This is a genomic window from Rhizobium sp. SSA_523 (genome assembly GCF_030435705.1).
Taxonomy (GTDB): Bacteria; Pseudomonadota; Alphaproteobacteria; order Rhizobiales; family Rhizobiaceae; genus Neorhizobium.
The window spans coordinates 330,133-347,774 of record NZ_CP129381.1 but is presented as its reverse complement, the minus strand read 5'-3'; the positions used below and the strand labels follow the sequence as shown (position 1 = coordinate 347,774).

The following is a 17,642-nucleotide window of genomic DNA, read 5'->3' as shown; positions in this document are numbered from 1 at the left end:
CTTGCCGGCCCGGCCCAGAGGGTCGCGCCGAGAGAGGTCAGGCCTCGAAGATCCTGCCCGCGCTGTGCCCCACGCGAAACAGCGCGGGGCATGGTGCGAGAGAAAGCCAGAGCGGAAGCGAGAGGGGAAGTGAGACGGAAACGGGGGGTGCGAGCCCGGGCTTTTCTCAGATCCTTGCGCCGCCTGTCGCGTCGATCATCTGGCCCGTTGTCCAGCGGGCATCGTTGGAAGCGAGGAAGGCGATGACATCGGCAACGTCTTCCGGCTGACCAACGCGCGAGAAGACGGAAAGCGCTTCTGCGCCGGCGCGCGCATCAGGCGAGGACAGCCATTCGGCATTCATATCCGTTGCGGTCACGCCCGGCAGCACGGCATTGACGGTGATCCCGCGCCCGGCAAAGTCAGGCGCCAGCGCCAGCGTCAGTGTCTCCAGCGCGCCCTTGGACGCCGCATAGGCGGGATGGGTGGGTGCGGCGATGCGCGTGAAACCGGTCGAAATGTTGATGATCCGGCCGTTGTCTCGAATATGATTGGCCACCGCCTGTATCAGGAAGAACGGCGCCTTGTAGTTGATCGTCATGACATCGTCGAACACGTCCTCGCTCGTCTGGCTGAGGGGCAGGGCCGGCGCAATGCCGGCATTGTTCACCAGAATATCCAGCCCATCCGTCCCGGTTTCGCGCCGCGCCGCCTCGCTGAACTGCGACCAGATGCTGTCTGCCGCCGCCTTGCCCTGCCGCAGTTCCGCCTTCACCGCCACCGCCTTCACCCCGAGGGCCTCGATGTCGCGCACGGTCGCTTCGGCCGCCTTGGCATTCTCGCTGTAATGCACGCCGATGAACGCTGCGCCATCTCTCGCAAAGGCAAGCGCGACCGCCCGGCCGATGCCGCGGGAACTGCCGGTGATGAGGGCGGTCTTGTTGCTCAGTCTCTTGGTCATGGGTCACTCCGTTGCGAAATTAAATAGTGATCTCTATATTAATGCGTGAAACCCCAGTGTCAACAATTTAATAGGGATCACTATTTAAATGTCCGATCCAGTTCGCAAACGGGGCAGACCGCGCGCGCTCGACCGCGATGTGGGCCTCGATATCGCGTCCCGGCTGTTCTGGGAGCGCGGCTATGAAGGAACGTCGACTGCCGACCTGACCAAGGCCATGGGCATCAATCCGCCGACCCTCTATTCGATGTTCGGATCGAAGGAGGAACTATACCGCCAGGCGCTCAACTTCAGCATCGCACGCGAAACCGCGCGCCGCTCGGAGATCCTGCATTCATCCCGTCCCATCTGGGAGGCGCTGCGCCTGTATCTCTACGACATTGCCGATGGCGACACGCAGCCGGACAAGCCGCGGGGCTGCATGGTCTCGACGGCAGTCCTGCAGCATGCGGAGGAAAATGCCTCCGTGGCGCGGATGACGGCGGACCTGCGGGAAAGTTCGATCCAGACCCTCAAGGCACGCTTCGACCGCGCGATCCAGGAGGATGAACTGCCGGCGCAAACCGATACCGACACGCTTGCGCGCTTTTACGGTGCAGTTATTCAGGGCATGTCCGCCCAGGCCTGTGACGGTGCCTGCAATGAACGGCTTAAGCGACTGATCGATATTGCATTGAGGGCCTGGCCGGGGCGAAAGGCCGATACCGACGCATCGCCGGCTGGAAAGGCGTGACGGCCCGAAAGGCAGATGGCCTGATGAGGTGAAGTTCCCCAGGCCATCTGCTGGCCGAGGAACCCTCTGCGGCCGAGCCGCCGCTATAGCGTCGGGCGAGTAGTCGGATACGGCCCGGCGCTACGGAGTTTTTATTTATTGAATCGGTCTTTTGCGAAGAAGCGCATCCACGGTTTTTTCCGATGCTCTAGTCCGTGCCGGGCTGCGCCTGCGGCGGAAAGGGGATGATATCGGCCGTCAGAGGCGCTACCGCGACGGCGATCGTTTCCAGGAGATCGGCCTCCGTAAAGGGCTTCTGCAATCTGCCATAGCCGGAGATCTCTTCCGGCACGTCCGCGTACCCTGTCGCGATGATGACCGGAAGTCCCGGCAGCTTAACCCGGATTGCCGCCGCCAATTGCGCGCCTGTCATGCCCGGCATGGCATAATCTGTCAGTACGCAGGAGATGCCGGGATTGCGCCGCACCACCTCCAGGGCTTCCATCGCCGTCGCGGCAGAGAGAACCCTGGCGCCGGCTTCCCGCAGGGTCGCAGCCGTTGTCATGAGGATAAGCGGCTCGTCGTCGACGACGAGAACAGTCCTGTTCTGCAAAGGCTGGTCCGGCCGGTCCGGCGCAGTGGCCCCCATGTCGTCGGGCAGCGCATCCTCTGCCGCGAGCGGGAGCCAGATGTCGACCCTGGTCCCCTCTCCCACCCGGCTTCTAATGTCGATCATCCCGCCCGACTGTTCGGCAAAGCCGCTCACCATCGAGAGGCCGAGCCCGGTCCCCTGCCCGACGCCCTTGGTGGTGAAAAATGGCTCCTGCGCCCGTGAAAGCGTCTCCTCGTCCATGCCGGTTCCCTGGTCGATGACACTGAGGCAGGCGAACCGCCCCTTTCCCAGCCGCGCCGGCAGCTTTCTGTCCGGCTCGGAGGTGATGGTGATGAAACCGTCCTCCATCGCATCCCGCGCATTGACGACGAGATTGAGCAGCGCCATTTCCAGCTGGTGCGGATCGGCCTGCACCGGCGCCAGTCCGGGCGGCACCTGCACCAGAAGAGACAGGCGCGGCCCGAGCGATTTTTCCAGCATGTCGCGCATGCCCTCGACGAGCGACAGCGGGTCCACCGCCTGCGGCATGAGGCTCTGCCGGCGCGCGAAGGAAAGCATGCGCTGCGTGAGCGCTGCGCCGCGCTTGGCACCCTCCAGCGCATTGTCGACCATGCGGATCACCCGCGGATCCTCTGGAACGCGCTTCCGGATCATTTCCAGGCTGCCGAGAATGATGGCGAGAACATTGTTGAAGTCATGGGCGATGCCACCGGTCAGCTGACCGACCGCCTCCATCTTCTGGGCCTGGCGCAGCGCCTCTTCCGCCTTGCGCCGCGCGGTGACATCCACGAGCCCGCCGACCGCGCGCAGAAAACGGCCATCCTGGTCGCGCTCGATCCTCGATGTCGACAATACGTCGATGAATTCGCCGCTGCGGGTTACCAGCCGATACTCCTGTTCGCGAAGCTCGCCCAGTTCCCGCAAGGTCTGCCAGTCCTTCACCCGCTGCCTTGCGGAGGCTTCCGTCATGAAATTGATCAGCGGCCGGCCGATCACGGCGGCGCGGTCATAACCGAGAAGCGAAAGCCAGGCATCGCTGACATCCTCGATCTGCCCCTCTTCGTCGAGAGAGTGGAGCGGCAGGGGCGTCCGGCGATACATCAGCCTGAACTGCTCTTCGCTGCGCTTCAGCGCGAGCGCTTCCTTGGTGGCAAGTGCCGCGAAGCGCCGATCGAACATGGCCGCCACAATGGCCGCAAGCAGAATGAGAAAGGTGATGGCTGCGACAGAGAGTGCCAGGCTCCCCTGATCCACGCCGGCGGGACCCTCACTGCCGATCGGGCCTTGATGTGCGCCGAAGGAGGCTGCCCGCATGCCGGCAAAGTGCATGCCGGAAATTGCCAGACCCATGGCCAGCGCAGACAAGCCCTTCTGCGCGACGCCGCCGCCGCGAAATGCGAGCCACAGGGCGGCGATGGCCGCGCCGATCGCGATGAAGGCGGACACGGCGACCCAGCCGGCAGCATAGGAGAGCGTCGCATTCAGCCGCATGGCCGCCATGCCGATATAGTGCATGGCAAGGACGCCGCCCCCCATGAAGAGGCCGCTCAGAATGAGCGCCATGGGGCCGGTCGACGGCCTCGACACCACGGCAAAGCCGCCGCCCGTGGCCAGAACGGCGATCAGCAGCGACAACAAGGTCAGGAAGGGATCATAGGCTATGGCCGCATCCGAGACACTATAGGCCAGCATGGCGATGAAGTGCATCGACCAGATGCCGCCGCCCATGCAGACGGCCGCCGTCGCCAGCCAGGCAGTGGATCCGAGCTTTGTCGGTGCCGCGCTGATGCGTTGCGCAAGATCGAGAGCCGTATAGGACGCTGCGATGGCGACGAGCACAGCGAGTATCATCAGAAGACTGTTATGACTTCCCAGTGCCCCGTCCGCCATGCATCCTCCACTCCGCCCCGAAGCCGTAAAACAGAAGCGGGCGGTTTCCTCAACAGTCAATGCGTCCGAGGCTGCATCGTGTCAACAGCCGATAGACGACGCAGCCGCGCGGATAGGCGCGCGAGTGTCGGAAACGGTCGAGACGTGGAGGAAAAATGGCGATGGCGACCCTTTTCCGCTGTGTTTCATGGACTTTGGTCCCTCCTCGAGGGACTAAAGTCCGGCGGTCGCAACGTCACCCCCGCGAACGCCAGGAACTGCCAGCCGAACCTCGCAACCGCCCGAACGGTTGCGCCCCGGATCCTCCTCTCTGCCTTCAGATCGTCAGCGTTCGCGGTGCAGAGGGTGCCAGGGCGGCAATAGCCGGCGGCTCCGGATGCCGTTGCCGCCAGACAAGCGCCGCTTCCGTCCGGTTGCTGACCGACAGCTTGTCGAAAATCCGCGTGATATGATGTTTGATGGTCTTCTCCTGCAGGCCGAGCTTGCGGGCGATCATCTTGTTGCTGAGACCTTGTGAGAGGTGGATCATGACATCCTGCTCTCGCTCCGTCAGTCCGCTTGTATCGGGCTGGGGGCGTTCGCCTGCCTGCTTCACCTCGGCGCGGCGCGCCAGCAGATCGGCGCTCAGCGATGGCGCCACATAGCGGGCGCCGGAAGACACGGTGGCCAGCACATCGGCGAGAGCTGCAGAGCCGATCCCTTTCAAGACATAGCCCTGCGCGCCGAGTTTCAGGGCCTGCAGAACATCGTCGCTCTGTTCCGACACGGTCAGCATCACCACTTTCTGCTCGGGCTGCCGCTCGCGTATCTCTTCCAGCGCGCGCAGCCCGCCGCCGGGGAGGGAAACGTCGAGCAACAGGATATCCGGCTCGTAATCGGCAACAATGCGCACTGCCTCGTCGGCCGACGCACCCTCGGCGATGATCGAACAGCCGCGTTCTTCAAGGCTGCGGCCCACCCCTTCCCGAAACAGCGGATGATCGTCCACGACAGCGATCGATAATGGCGCGCCCATAGTGTCTCCTCATACTTTCCAAATCATCGTCAGAACCGTTCCGCGCGGCCCCGTCTCGATGGACAATTGTCCGCCGAGACTTTCGATCCGCTCTCTCAGCCCCGACAGTCCCAGGCTGTCGCTCCCGATGGCGGAAGGATCAAATCCGCCGCCGCTGTCACCAACCTGCACAATAACGGTGTCGTCCTGATTAAGTTGCCGGACCGACTGGCCGCGGCCTCCGGCATGGCGCCAGGAATTGTGAAGCCCTTCCTGGACGAAACGATAGAGGCAGATCTTCACGCCAAGCGGCAAGTCGGCGCGCGATCCCTCAAGCTCGAGAGCGACCGGGCATCCTGTCCGCCGCTCGTGGCCCTGGACCACGCGTCGGATCACCTGCTCGGTCGAAAGCGCTTCGATTTCCGGCAGAACCAGACCCTGGCAGATGTTGCGGATCTCCCCCATGGCCTCGTCAAGGCTGCTTTTGATGAGTTGAACCTCCCGCCCCCGATCCGCCGCGGGCACCGTCACATCGGTGATGGACTTGCTGTCGATCCGCAGGGAAGCGTAACCGATGAGCTGTGCCGGGCCGTCATGCAGATCGGCGGCGATCCGGCGCAGGAAGCGCTCGTTGAGATCGACCGCGCGCTGGGCGGCCTGGCGCACCCGCGAACTGAGCTTCTGGTTCTGATCGAGAAGCTGGCGCAGTTCCGCAATCTGCGTTTCAAGCTGTAGCTTCTGCGCATCGATCGTCCGGCTTCCCCTGAAGACGATCACCGACAGCAGGAGGTAGAAGCCGAGCGTGACGAGTGCCACGGCAAGCCAGCTTTTCAGCCGTGCTTCCGCCAGATCTCTCTCCAACCCCTCCGCCACTTCATAAAATTCGGCGACGGCCACCACCTCGCCCGACCAGGGCTGCAGAATGGGATTGTAGATTTCCAGAAGCGGCTGATGCCCGATAACGGCGCTTGCGGCGTGCTCATCGTCATCGATCTCGAATTCGGAGACCATCTGCCCGGCAAAGGCGGCGCGCAGGTCTTCTCCGACCGGAATGACCTGGCCCATCAGCGTCTTGTCGTTGGAGTAGAGCACCGTGCCGTCGCCACGCCAGAGACGAAAGGCGACGAGGCGCCGGCCAAGCGCCCCCTGCCCCAGCGTCTCGTCGAGAGCGCGCTCGACGCTTTCGTCCAGACGCTCGGTCGTCGTCATGTCAGGCAGGACAGGCGCGATGATGCTGTCGACATAAAGAGCCGTGCTGGCCGCGGCATTGCGGGTGACGGCCTTCTCGATCAGTTCCGTCACGAAAGCGCCAATTGCCAGCATGCCCAGAAGCGTGACGGCCCCGCCCGCCAGAAGGAACTGCCGGGCGAGGGACAGGGAGTTGAACCGCTGGACTAAGATTTGCACGATTGATGTCACGCCTGATCCATATCATCGGACAAGATATGTCAGCAGGTGTCATCTTCAATGACGGAGAGACCCGGCAAAGGGGACGGATCTCTCTACCTGCTGCCTGGTCCCCATCACTGCTGCGGAAGGGTGACCCCTGTTTCCGTAGTGCTTTTGACCGGTTTCTGACCCGGCACATGCGACATGGTCCGCGTCTTGCTCTCCAGTTCGTCACCCTTGACGCGCGTCTTCGTTTGCGACTTGCTGAAGGTCCCCTGATCCATGGCCTGGGCCCGGGACTGCGTCTTCAGCTGATTGGGGTTCTCGTTGACCCTGGTCTGGCTTTTCGCCGTGCCGTCGGCCGCGGCAGCGCTGCCGCCCGAAGCAATAGAGGCGGATGTGCCGCTATCGGTTGCACAGGCGCCGGCGGTTCCGAGCGTGCTGGCCGATGTGCCGCCGGCGGCAGCGCTGCCGCCGGTTCCGACAGTTCCCGCGGAATTGCAATCCTGGGCAAGCACGGCAGCGGGCGCGCCGAGCGATAGCATTGCCGCAAGGCTTGCGGATACGAGGTTCATTCTCATCTTCGTTTCTCCTTACTTCGCAGGTCTGGTGATGACACAGCTGCCGTCGGAGCTGCGGGTGACGACGGATCCGTCGGAACGGGTCATGCTTGTCGAGGAAATGGCCTGCGCGCTGCCCGTGCTGGACGAGGAACTGCTCGCAGCCGCTCCCGATGAGGCCGTCTGGCCGGTATTGCCGGCCTTGCCGATGCTGGTGGAGGAGCTCACCGTACCGCCTCCGGCCGTGACCTGTGTCGAGACACCGCTCCCGCTGTCTGTTTGTCCGGTGATCACGCTACACCGCGTCCCGTCCTGCAGGGTTTCCGTGGTTTCCGCCGAAGCGGCGTGGAATGTCGGAACCATGGTGGCCAGAGCGATCAGGACGCCGGCCGGAAGACCGGCAAAACTTCGTCGTGAAGACATCATCTCAATTCCTCCCTGGGGAAGCCGGCCGCAGGAAGGCTGCGGCCGGCATGTCAATTCACCGGCATGTCAATTCACCGGCATGTCTTTACCGGCATGTCTTTACCGGCACATCAATTCACCGCATCTCGGTTCAAGAGCACTTGCCGCCGCTCTTCTTCGACTGGCCGGGAGGACAATCCTTGTTGCTCATGTCGTCCTGGGCCGCACCCGCGGCGCTCGATCCCGTACCGACACTGCTGCCGGATGTGCCCCCACCGGCAGAGCTGCCGCCCGTGCCAAGCGTCGACGACGAGCCCGAACCGCTGCCTGTGCCTGCGGCGGAACCGCCGGTGCCGACCGAGCTGCTGGATGTGCCGCCGCCCGCAGAGGTGCCGCCGGTGCCGAGCGTGGAGGCCGAACCCGAGCCGCTACCCGAGCCTGCGGCCGAGCCGCCGGTGCCGACCGAACTGCTGGATGTGCCGCCACCGGCAGAAGAACCGCCCGTGCCGAGGGTAGAGGCCGAGCCCGCGCCGCAATTGGTGCTGCCGGCCGGGCAATCGGTGCCGGCTGACGAGCCGCCAGTGCCGATCGTGCTGCTGGACGTGCCGCCGCCTGCGCTGGTTCCTCCGGTGCCGACGGTGCTGCTGGTCTGGGCGAATGCGGTGAGCGTGGTGCCGGCGAAAAGTACTGCAGCGAAAGCTGCCGTTCTAGCGAGCGTCATATCTATCTCCTTGCGTTTCCTCAGAGTTTTAAGTCCGTGAGCTTCGTGGAAGCCAACCGGACAACCCTTGGAATCGCAGGCCGTTCCAGGTGCGGGGCCTCAGTCGGAGCGGCCATCGGACCTTCGTCCAAGCCGGTCTCGACAGAGGTCCGGGCGGCCCTGGCCCTTAGGCCTTCCCACGGAACAGGCGGCGCGAACAAGGGTTGCACCGCCGACACGACCGCAACGCAACGCACACAGGATAAAGGACATGGACAGAAGCGTTTACGAAGCCCGCTGGATACTCATCGTCATGCTCGTGCTGACCACAGGCCTGATGTCGGCCGGGATTGGTGCCGGGGCGTTGGCCTCTCGCGAGACCGGCCGCGAGCCCGCCGCCGCTCATGCGCAGAATGCGACAGGACGTCTCGCTTTGGCCGGGGATCCAGTTGGTCGCTCAGGCCGTTAAACAAGGAGAGCGAAGGCAGCAAGCCGTGCTGCCGGAGCTGTTTCGTCGACCGGCGAAATCAAGATCCACGCCCGCCGCTTCAGGCCAATGGCGCCCTTCGCCCATCGGTTGAAGTCTCGTAATTGACGCATGCAACGGAACATTATTAGGTCGCGTTCTCAAGAGGCAGACCGATCACGTCCAACCGATGGAGGCCATGTTGCTCAATCGCCGGCAGCTCATTGTCACAACAGTGGCGGCATTCGCGCTGGCCTCTTCCCCTGTGACCAAGCCTGACATGGCATTCGCGCAAGGCAATGGCGGCGGCAATGGCGGTGGTAACGGTGGCGGCAATGGCGGTGGTAACGGCGGCGGCAATGGTGGCGGCAATGGCGGTGGCAATGGTGGCGGCAATGGCGGCGGCAACGGCGGCGGCAACGGCGGCGGCAACGGCGGCGGCAACGGTGGCGGCAACGGTGGCAGCAACGGTGGCGGCAACGGTGGCGGCAACGGTGGCGGCAACGGCAATTCGGGCAACGGAAATTCCGGCAATGGCGCATCATCCAGCGGCAATAATAGCTCCGGCCGTTCGGGATCGAACAATGGCAATGCCGGGTCGCGCGGCCGGAACGGCAATGAGCCGCGTTCGCGGGCACAGGATACCCGCGGGTCGGGCGAGGTGCGGCATGCCAATGGAATTCGCGAGCAGCTCGTCAATGGGCGCTATATCATGCGCGACAGGCGCGGCAGGACGATCATCAATCGCGCCGCGACCGCAGCCGATTTCGACCGGTTCGGCTTGGGCCGGGATTGACGCCCAAGGCCGGGGGATTCGGATCCGACATTGACTGACGTCAATTAGGCGACTGCGATATTCGACTAAGCTCCGGGCTTTCCGATGGAAGAGCCCTTCATGTCGCGATCGATCAAAGCCACAGTCATCCCGGTTTTCAGCGCACAACCCTTTGCGCCCGCATCGCCAGAAGAGCCCGGCCGCGGCCCTGGCCCGGGGGATGCGTCATGACGATGCTTGACCAGGCCTCGCCGCCAGGCGCCGCCGCCACCGGCCTGACCGAGGCACAAGCGATCGAGCGCCTCCAGCGCATCGGGGAAAATCGCCTGCCCGAGCCCAAGGCCGCCTCACTCGTCTCGACATTTCTCCGGCAGTTCAAGAGCCCGCTCATCTACATCCTCCTGGTTGCCGCGGCGGTCTCGCTCTTCCTCGGCGAGGTGGAAGATGCCATCTTCATCGGCGTCGTGCTTTTGCTGAACGGCATGATCGGTTGCGGCCAGGAATATTCGGCTGGACGGGCGGCCGCGGCATTGCGCGGGCTTGAACAGCCGCATGCCACGGTGATCCGGGATGGCAGGCTGCAGGATATCGAAGCGCGCCTCCTGGTGCCCGGCGACCTCGTGACGATCGAAGCAGGAGCGCGGGTGCCGGCCGATCTCAGTCTGGTCGAGGCGAACGATCTTCTGTGCGATGAATCCCTCCTGTCAGGCGAATTCAAGCCGGTGCGCAAGCGGGTTGCGTCGACGCGTTCGACAGAGTCCGATGCATCCAGGACGGACAGCGCCTTTGCCGGCACGCTTGTCACCCGTGGCCGCGGCAGGGGCATCGTGACCCATACCGGATTATCCACGCAGATCGGAGTGATCGCCGCCGAGATCGGCAAGGCATCGATGTCCCAGCCGCCGCTGATGATCCGGCTCGCGCATTTCTCCAACATCGTCGCCTGGTCGGTCGGTCTCGCCGCTCTGGCTCTTGCGGTGATCGGGCTGATGCGAGGGATGCACTGGAACGAACTGTTCCTGATGGCCGTCGGGCTGGCCGTCAGTGCCATTCCCGAGGGGCTGCCTATCGCGATCTCGGTGGCGCTGGCGATCAGCATGCGCCGTATGGCGAGGCGCAATGTTATCGTGCGGCATATGCCGGCGGTGGAATCGCTTGGCTCCTGCACCATGATCGCGACCGACAAGACGGGCACGCTGACCCTGAACGAACTGACCGTGACGGATATCCGCCTGCCCGACGGCACAGATATTCTCGTCGAAGCGGGGGCTGATCTCGATGCCTGTGCGCTGCATGGACCGGATATCGAACCCAATGAAGCGAGACAGCGTGCCTCTCGCCTGCTTCGCGCCGCCTCGTTGCCGAATGAAGCGGCACTTTCGAAGGACGAGGACGGCTGGAAAGGCATTGGCGATACCGTTGATATCGCGCTTCTGGCCGCGGCGCGCAAAGCCGGCCTGGAGCAGGACCGCATCAGCGACGATTACCCGCTTATCAAACGCATTCCCTATGAACCGGATCTGAAATACGCGGCTTCCTTCCACCGAAGGGGCGAGCGGATCCGCATCTTTGTCAAGGGTTCGGCCGAGACGCTGATCGACATGGCGGACCGCATGGACCTGGGCGACCGCATCGCGCCGATCGCGCGCGAGACGCTTCTCATGCAAAAGGAAGATATGGCAGCGCGCGGGCTCAGAGTGCTCGCCTTTGCCGAAGGCGAGATCAGCAGCGGGAAGGCCGAGGCTTTCGCCCATCACCATCTCATCGATCTCGTTTTCCTTGGCCTTGCCGGCATGCAGGATCCCATTCGGCCGGAAGTGCCGCCCGCCATCCGTCAATGCCGCGCGGCCGGCATCGAGGTGGCCATGGTGACAGGCGACGATCCGAAGACCGCCGCAGCGATTGCGGCACGCGCCGGGCTGACCGTCAGGCCGGACCAGATCGCGACCGGCGCAACGGTTGAAAAGGCCGTGGCCGCCGGCGAGCAGGCCCTGGATGCACTGACCCGCCGGGTTCGCATCTATGCCCGCGTTGCACCCGCCCAAAAGCTTTTGATCGTTCTGTCCATGGCGCGCAACGGGCACTTCGTGGCGGTAACCGGGGATGGCGTCAATGATGCGCCGGCCCTGAAGCACGCCCATGTGGGCGTCGCCATGGGCATGAAGGGCACCGATGTCGCGAAGGAGAGCGCCGATATCGTCATTTCCGACGATAATTTTGCCTCGATCGTCAGCGGGATCAGCGAGGGCCGCACTGCCTATTCGAATATCCGCAAGGTCATTCTGATGCTGACGGCGACCGGAGCCGCCGAGATGCTGATCTTCCTGCTGGCCATTCCGCTCGGCCTGCCGATGCCGCTACTGCCCGTACAACTCCTCTGGCTGAACCTCGTGACGAACGGCATCCAGGATGTCGCCCTTGCCGGCGAAAAACCGGAAGGCGACGAATTAACGCGGCCGGCAAGACGTCCGCAGGAGCCGATCTTCGACCGTTTGATGATACGGCGCATCATCCAGTCCACCCTGGTGATCGGTGGCGGCGGCTTTGCCGTCTTCTCGTTTCTGCTGGCGCAGGGTTACGAACTTGCCTCAGCGCGCAATCTCCTCCTGATGCTGTTCGTGCTGTTCGAGAACGTGCAGACGCTTGCCTGCCGGTCCGAAAGGCATTCCGTCTTCCAGAACTCGATCTTCCGCAACCCGTTCCTCGTCCTTGCCATCTGCGCGTCGCAGACCTTGCACCTCGCAGCAACATACATTCCCTGGCTGAGGGATACGCTGCAACTTTCGCCGGTCACGCCGGCAGAATGGCTGGTTCTCCTCCTCCTCGCCGCTTCGCTGCTGGCGGTGACGGAGATCGAGAAATGGCTCTGGCGACGCCACCACTGATGGCCGGGAATGGCGACTGGCTGCTCCGCCGGTGATCGAACTGCCGCTGCCTTTCTGCGGCGGGCGCGCAAGGGGGCCGACGCGTCCATGCGCGAGGCGTGACCATCTGCGGCCGAATGCGTCCCTGGCAGTTGATCGTCGTCAACGCGGGGCGTGTCGAAATGGAGGATGAAGGATTGCCGCGCTTTCGAAAAAAGGATGCCTTGCGTTGAAGACCTATTGGAAGATCGGAACCGGCCTTATCCTCGTCGCGGGATTGGGCTTTTTTGGCTGGCGTTACATGGAGGAGCGGCAGGCGGCGCAGTCCATGGCCGGATTTGCCAGCGGCAACGGGCGGATCGAGGCCGTGGAAATCGACATTGCCGCAAGGACGCCCGGACGTCTCAGGGATGTGACCGTTCGAGAGGGCCAATTCGTCGAAGCGGGTCAGATCGTCGCGACCATGGATATCGAACAGCTCAGCGCCCAGAAGCGCGAGGCATCCGCTCAGCTGTCGAGAGCCAGGATCGGCGTCGAGACGGTTCGCGTCCTGGTGACCCAGCGGGAAGCGGAGCGGGATGCAACGCAGGCAGCCGTTTCTCAGGCCGAAGTCCAGCTTCAATCTGCCGAAAGACGGTTTTCCCGCAGCACGCAATTGTCCCGGAGCGGGTCGGTTTCGGAGCAGACCCTGGATGACGACAGGGCAAGGGTGGATGGGGCCAGGGCAGCGCTTGGCGCGGCGAAGGCCAATCTGGCGGCGGCGAAATCCGGCATCAGCGCCGCGGAGGCGCAGGTTGTCGATGCACGGGCCGCGGTCGAAGCTGCTGAAGCCACGCTGGCACGGGTGGATGCCGATGTGCGCGACAGCGAGTTGAAGGCATCCCGCAGCGGGCGCGTGCAATATATCATTTCGCGTCCCGGTGAGGTGGTCGCCGCCGGTGGGCGTGTTCTCACTCTGCTCGATCTCGGTGATGTCTACATGACATTTTTCCTGCCCACCGCCGAAGCGGGCCGCACCGCGATTGGCAGCGAAGCCCGGATCGTTCTGGACGCAGCGCCGCAATATGTCATACCGGCCCGCATTTCCTTCGTGTCCGATGTTGCGCAGTTCACGCCCAAGACAGTCGAAACCGAAGAAGAGCGCGAGAAGCTGATGTTCCGGCTGCGCGCGCAGGTTCCGGAGGAACTACTGCGCAAATACATAACCCAGGTCAAGACCGGCCTGCCCGGTCGCGCCTATGTCAAGCTCGACCCCGATGCGCAATGGCCTGCGCCACTGTCGCAGCCCGTTTCTCCATAGGGGTCGGCAGCGATGGAGCAGTCCCAGACCGAAGCGGGTCAGTCGACAACAGAAATGGACGATGCGACATCCTCCGTCGCCAGTCTCGACCATGTCAGCTATGCCTATGGAAAGACAATCGCCCTTTCGGATGTCTCGCTCTCCATCCCGCAGGGGCGGATGACCGGGATCATCGGTCCCGACGGGGTCGGCAAGTCGACGCTTCTGTCGTTGATCGCCGGCGCACGCAAGGTCCAGCAAGGAAAGGTCGAGGTCCTGTCCGGCGACATGCGTCACAGCAGTCACCGCCGGCGGGTCTGCCCGCTGGTGGCCTATATGCCGCAGGGTCTCGGCAAGAACCTTTATCCGACACTTTCGGTGTTCGAGAATGTCGATTTCTTCGGCCGGCTCTTCGGCCAGGGACGCGCCGAGCGGGCCGATCGGATTGCCACGCTGCTGGGCCGCACCGGCCTTGCCGGTTTCGAGGACCGACCCGCCGGCAAACTCTCCGGCGGCATGAAGCAGAAGCTCGGCCTTTGCTGCGCCCTCATTCACGACCCGGACCTCCTGATCCTCGATGAACCGACCACCGGCGTCGATCCGCTGTCACGCCAGCAGTTCTGGTCCTTGATCGACGACATCCGCCTCGAGCGGCCAGGGCTGAGCGTCCTGGTGGCCACCGCTTATATGGAAGAGGCAGCGCGCTTCGACTGGCTGGCGGCGATGGATGAAGGACAAGTGGTTGCCACCGGGGCGCCGGGTGCGCTGCTTGCCTCGACCGGAACCGCAACGCTCGACGACGCCTTCATCGCCCTCATGCCGGAGGAGAGGCGGGCCGCACATCATGCGGTGACATTGACGCCCTGGCAGGGCGCTCAGGAGGCGGATTACGCGATCGAGGCCGATGGTCTGACCAAGCGTTTCGGCGATTTCACCGCTGTCGACAATGTCTCGTTCCAGATCCGCCGTGGCGAGATCTTCGGCTTCCTGGGTTCGAACGGCTGCGGCAAATCGACAACCATGAAAATGCTGACCGGCCTGCTGCCGGCGAGCGAAGGCGACGCGAAGCTCTTCGGCAAGCCGATCGACGCGCAGGACAGCAGCCTGCGCCAGCGTGTCGGTTATGTCAGCCAGGCCTTCTCGCTCTATTCGGAACTGACCGTGCGGCAGAATCTCGATCTGCATGCGCGGTTGTTCGCATTGCCAAAGGCGCAGATACCCGGCCGGGTCCAGGAGATCGCAGAGCGCTTCGAACTGATCGAGGTGATGGATTCGCTTCCGGATTCGCTGCCTCTCGGCATCCGGCAACGCCTCTCCTTCGCGGCGGCACTCATCCATGCGCCGGAAATGCTCATCTTGGACGAACCCACGTCCGGCGTCGATCCGATTGCCCGCGACCAGCTCTGGGAGACGCTGATCGCGCTTTCGCGCAAGGATCGGGTCACCATCTTCATCTCCACCCATTTTATGAACGAGGCGGAACGGTGCGATCGCATCTCGCTGATGCATGCAGGCCGGGTGTTGGTGAGCGACACGCCGCAGGCGATCCGCGACAGTCGCCATGCAGCGACGCTGGAGCAGGCTTTCATCGGCTATCTGGAAGAGGCGATCGGCACGGCTCCGCAAACGGATGCACGCGCAGGCTCGGCAGAGGCAAGCGAAGCCTCCGGATCGGACAAGCCGCTCGCACCAAACTCCCATCCGGTCGACAGCCAAAACCGTCTTTTCGATATCCGCCGCATCCTCAGCTACAGCCAGCGCGAAGCCATTGAACTGCGCCGGGATCCCATCCGTGCAACCTTGGCGCTGATCGGCAGCGTGATCCTGATGTTTGTCGTGGGCTACGGCATCAACATGGCTGTGAAGGACCTGACCTTTGCGGTTCTGGACCGGGACGATACCGTGGCAAGCCGGGACTACGTCGCCGATATCGCCGGCTCGCGCTATTTCCTGGAACAGGCGCCGATCGACGGCTATGCCGACCTTGAGCAGCGCATGCGCGACGGCTCCCTCAAGCTTGCGCTTGAAATTCCCGCAGGGTTTGCCGAGGATGTCGCGCGGGGTCATGATGTCGAGGTCGGCGCCTGGATCGATGGCGCCATGCCGCAGCGGGCGGAGACGACGCGCGGCTATGTCCAGGGCATGCATACCAGCTGGCTTGCCCGGAAGGCGCGCGAGATCTATGGCGACCAGGCTCCGGGCGCCTTCTCGATCGAAACCCGTTTCCGCTACAATCCCGGCATCGAAAGCCTTGTGGCCATGGTGCCGGCCGTCATTCCCCTGTTGCTGCTGCTCATTCCCGCCATGCTCTCTGCCCTTTCGGTCGTGCGCGAGAAGGAGCTGGGCTCGATCATCAATTTCTACGCCACCCCCACGACGAGGCTGGAATTCCTGATCGGCAAGCAATTGCCCTATCTCGCGCTCGGCATGGTCAACGCGGCGCTGCTCTGGCTTTTCGCGGTTCTCGTCTTCCAGGTTCCGTTCACCGGCAGCCTGCTCGCCTTCGGCGTCTCCGCCTTCTTCTACGTCGCCTTCGCGACTGCCTTCGGTTTGCTCGTTTCCACCTTCATGTCGAGCCAGATCGCCGCTATCTTCGGGACCGCACTGATGACCATCATTCCCGCCGTGCAGTTCTCCGGCATGATCGATCCCGTCTCCTCGCTGGAGGGGCTTGGCGCGCTGATCGGCCAGGTCTTCCCGACCACCTATTTCAACATCATCTCACGCGGCACCTTTTCCAAAGGGCTCGGCCTGGCGGATCTACAAGCCGCCCTGCTTCCGCTCCTCGTCGCAGGTCCGCTGCTGCTTGCAACGAGTGCCCTCTTCCTCAAGAAACAGGCGGGGTAAGAGAATGCGCCTTGCCACCATAATCCACCTCGGGATCAAGGAGCTGCGGGGGCTGATGCGGGACCCGATCCTGCTCGGCCTGATCGTCTATTCCTTCACCATTGCCGTCTATTCGGAAGCCCGAGCCGTTCCGGAAACCCTCAACAATGCGCCGATCGCGATCGTCGATGAGGATGCCTCACCGCTGTCGCGCCGGATAGCGGATGCCTTTCTGGCCCCCTTCTTCAAGACACCGGAGCTGATCACTGCCGGCGAGATGGATGCCCGGATGGATGCCGGCACCGATACCTTCGCGCTCGACATCCCGCCGAACTTCCAGAGCGATCTTCTGGCCGGTAAATCGCCGATCGTTCAGCTGAACGTCGATGCGACGCGCATGACCCAGGCCTTTTCCGGCGCAAGCTATATCCAGGCAATCGTAACGGAGGAGGTCACTCGCTTTGCCGCCTCACAATCGGCGGTCTCCGTCCCGACCGTCGACCTCGTCCTGCGGGCCCGCTTCAACCCGGAGCTCAACCAGACATGGTTTGCCTCGGTCATGCATGTCATCAACAATGTCACCATGCTGTCGATCATTCTGACCGGTACCGCTTTGATCCGCGAACGGGAACATGGCACGATCGAGCATCTGCTGGTGATGCCGGTCTCGCCCGCCGAGATCATGCTTGCCAAGATCTGGTCCATGGGGCTCGTGGTGTTCATCGCGACGATCCTGTCTCTTCTCGTCGTCGTTCAGGGAATACTTGCGGTGCCCCTGGGAGGCTCGCTCGCCCTGTTCATGGCCGGCGCGGCTCTGCATCTCCTGGCGACGACAGCCATGGGCATTGCGCTTGCGACCTTTGCCGGCTCCATGCCGCAATTCGGCCTGCTGCTGATGCTGGTCCTGGTGCCGCTGCAAATCCTCTCCGGCGCGACGACGCCGCGCGAAAGCATGCCGGAAACAATCCAGACCATCATGCTGGCCGCGCCCAATACGCATTTCATCACGATGGCGCAGGCTGTACTCTATCGCGGCGCCGGCTTCTCGGTCGTCTGGCCGCAATTCGTCTGGCTGGCAGCAATCGCCGCGATCCTCTTCAGCCTGTCCCTGCGCGGTTTTCGCAGATCGCTGCAGTGAAACTACCGACCGCGCATCTGCGTCGTGAAACATGCCCATAAAAAAGCCGGAGCGGCAGACTGCCGCTCCGGCCAAGGAGGACCGGAAACCC

At 63.5% G+C, this 17,642-nt stretch carries 14 protein-coding genes; 7 read left to right on the top strand and 7 right to left on the bottom strand.

Translation table 11 applies throughout. From position 1 onward, the window contains the following. Positions 1-166 precede the first annotated feature (166 nt). On the bottom strand, positions 167-940 hold the full coding sequence (locus QTJ18_RS02980; RefSeq protein WP_252752115.1) for an SDR family oxidoreductase: 774 nt from the start codon (positions 938-940) through the stop codon (positions 167-169). 88 nt (positions 941-1,028) lie between these two features. Here QTJ18_RS02980 and QTJ18_RS02975 point away from each other — a divergent pair, with 88 nt between their 5' ends. Next, entirely contained in the window at positions 1,029-1,673 is a 645-nt protein-coding gene (locus QTJ18_RS02975) for a TetR/AcrR family transcriptional regulator (protein ID WP_252752116.1), read from the top strand. 187 nt (positions 1,674-1,860) lie between these two features. Here QTJ18_RS02975 and QTJ18_RS02970 read toward each other — a convergent pair whose 3' ends face one another. The 6 genes from QTJ18_RS02970 to QTJ18_RS02945 form a co-directional block, all read right to left on the bottom strand. Continuing rightward, positions 1,861-4,155: an MHYT domain-containing protein gene (locus tag QTJ18_RS02970; RefSeq protein ID WP_252752117.1), complete on the bottom strand. Its 2,295-nt coding sequence runs from the start codon at positions 4,153-4,155 to the stop codon at positions 1,861-1,863. 316 nt (positions 4,156-4,471) lie between these two features. Beyond that, positions 4,472-5,170 carry a response regulator gene (locus QTJ18_RS02965; RefSeq protein ID WP_252752118.1) on the bottom strand — a complete coding sequence of 233 codons (699 nt, stop codon included), beginning with the start codon at positions 5,168-5,170 and terminating at the stop codon, positions 4,472-4,474. Between the two features lie 9 nt (positions 5,171-5,179). Continuing rightward, complete coding sequence (locus QTJ18_RS02960; protein WP_252752119.1) at positions 5,180-6,556, bottom strand: sensor histidine kinase; 1,377 nt, start codon at positions 6,554-6,556, stop codon at positions 5,180-5,182. Between the two features lie 116 nt (positions 6,557-6,672). Next, the gene (locus QTJ18_RS02955) at positions 6,673-7,119 is read right to left on the bottom strand and encodes a hypothetical protein (RefSeq protein WP_489667185.1); all 447 of its coding nucleotides are present in this window, start codon (positions 7,117-7,119) and stop codon (positions 6,673-6,675) included. Positions 7,120-7,131: 12 nt separating this feature from the next. Next, complete coding sequence (locus QTJ18_RS02950) at positions 7,132-7,524, bottom strand: hypothetical protein (protein ID WP_252752120.1); 393 nt, start codon at positions 7,522-7,524, stop codon at positions 7,132-7,134. Between the two features lie 130 nt (positions 7,525-7,654). Further along, positions 7,655-8,224, bottom strand: a complete 570-nt coding sequence (locus QTJ18_RS02945) for a hypothetical protein (RefSeq protein WP_301557758.1) — start codon at positions 8,222-8,224, stop codon at positions 7,655-7,657. Positions 8,225-8,474: 250 nt separating this feature from the next. On the opposite strand from QTJ18_RS02945, the gene QTJ18_RS02940 reads away from it, so the two are divergent. The 6 genes from QTJ18_RS02940 (at position 8,475) to QTJ18_RS02915 (ending at position 17,551) form a co-directional block, all read left to right on the top strand. Beyond that, positions 8,475-8,672, top strand: coding sequence for a hypothetical protein (locus tag QTJ18_RS02940; RefSeq protein ID WP_252752122.1), 198 nt, complete (start codon positions 8,475-8,477; stop codon positions 8,670-8,672). Between the two features lie 196 nt (positions 8,673-8,868). Next, positions 8,869-9,465: a hypothetical protein gene (locus QTJ18_RS02935; protein ID WP_252752123.1), complete on the top strand. Its 597-nt coding sequence runs from the start codon at positions 8,869-8,871 to the stop codon at positions 9,463-9,465. 206 nt (positions 9,466-9,671) lie between these two features. Continuing rightward, on the top strand, positions 9,672-12,329 hold the full coding sequence (locus QTJ18_RS02930) for a cation-translocating P-type ATPase (protein WP_252752124.1): 2,658 nt from the start codon (positions 9,672-9,674) through the stop codon (positions 12,327-12,329). A 280-nt stretch (positions 12,330-12,609) separates the two neighbouring features. Next, positions 12,610-13,608: an HlyD family secretion protein gene (locus QTJ18_RS02925; RefSeq protein ID WP_252752419.1), complete on the top strand. Its 999-nt coding sequence runs from the start codon at positions 12,610-12,612 to the stop codon at positions 13,606-13,608. Positions 13,609-13,620: 12 nt separating this feature from the next. After that, the gene (rbbA, locus tag QTJ18_RS02920; RefSeq protein ID WP_489667187.1) at positions 13,621-16,434 is read left to right on the top strand and encodes a ribosome-associated ATPase/putative transporter RbbA; all 2,814 of its coding nucleotides are present in this window, start codon (positions 13,621-13,623) and stop codon (positions 16,432-16,434) included. A 4-nt stretch (positions 16,435-16,438) separates the two neighbouring features. Further along, complete coding sequence (locus QTJ18_RS02915) at positions 16,439-17,551, top strand: ABC transporter permease (RefSeq protein WP_252752125.1); 1,113 nt, start codon at positions 16,439-16,441, stop codon at positions 17,549-17,551. Positions 17,552-17,642: the final 91 nt, after the last annotated feature.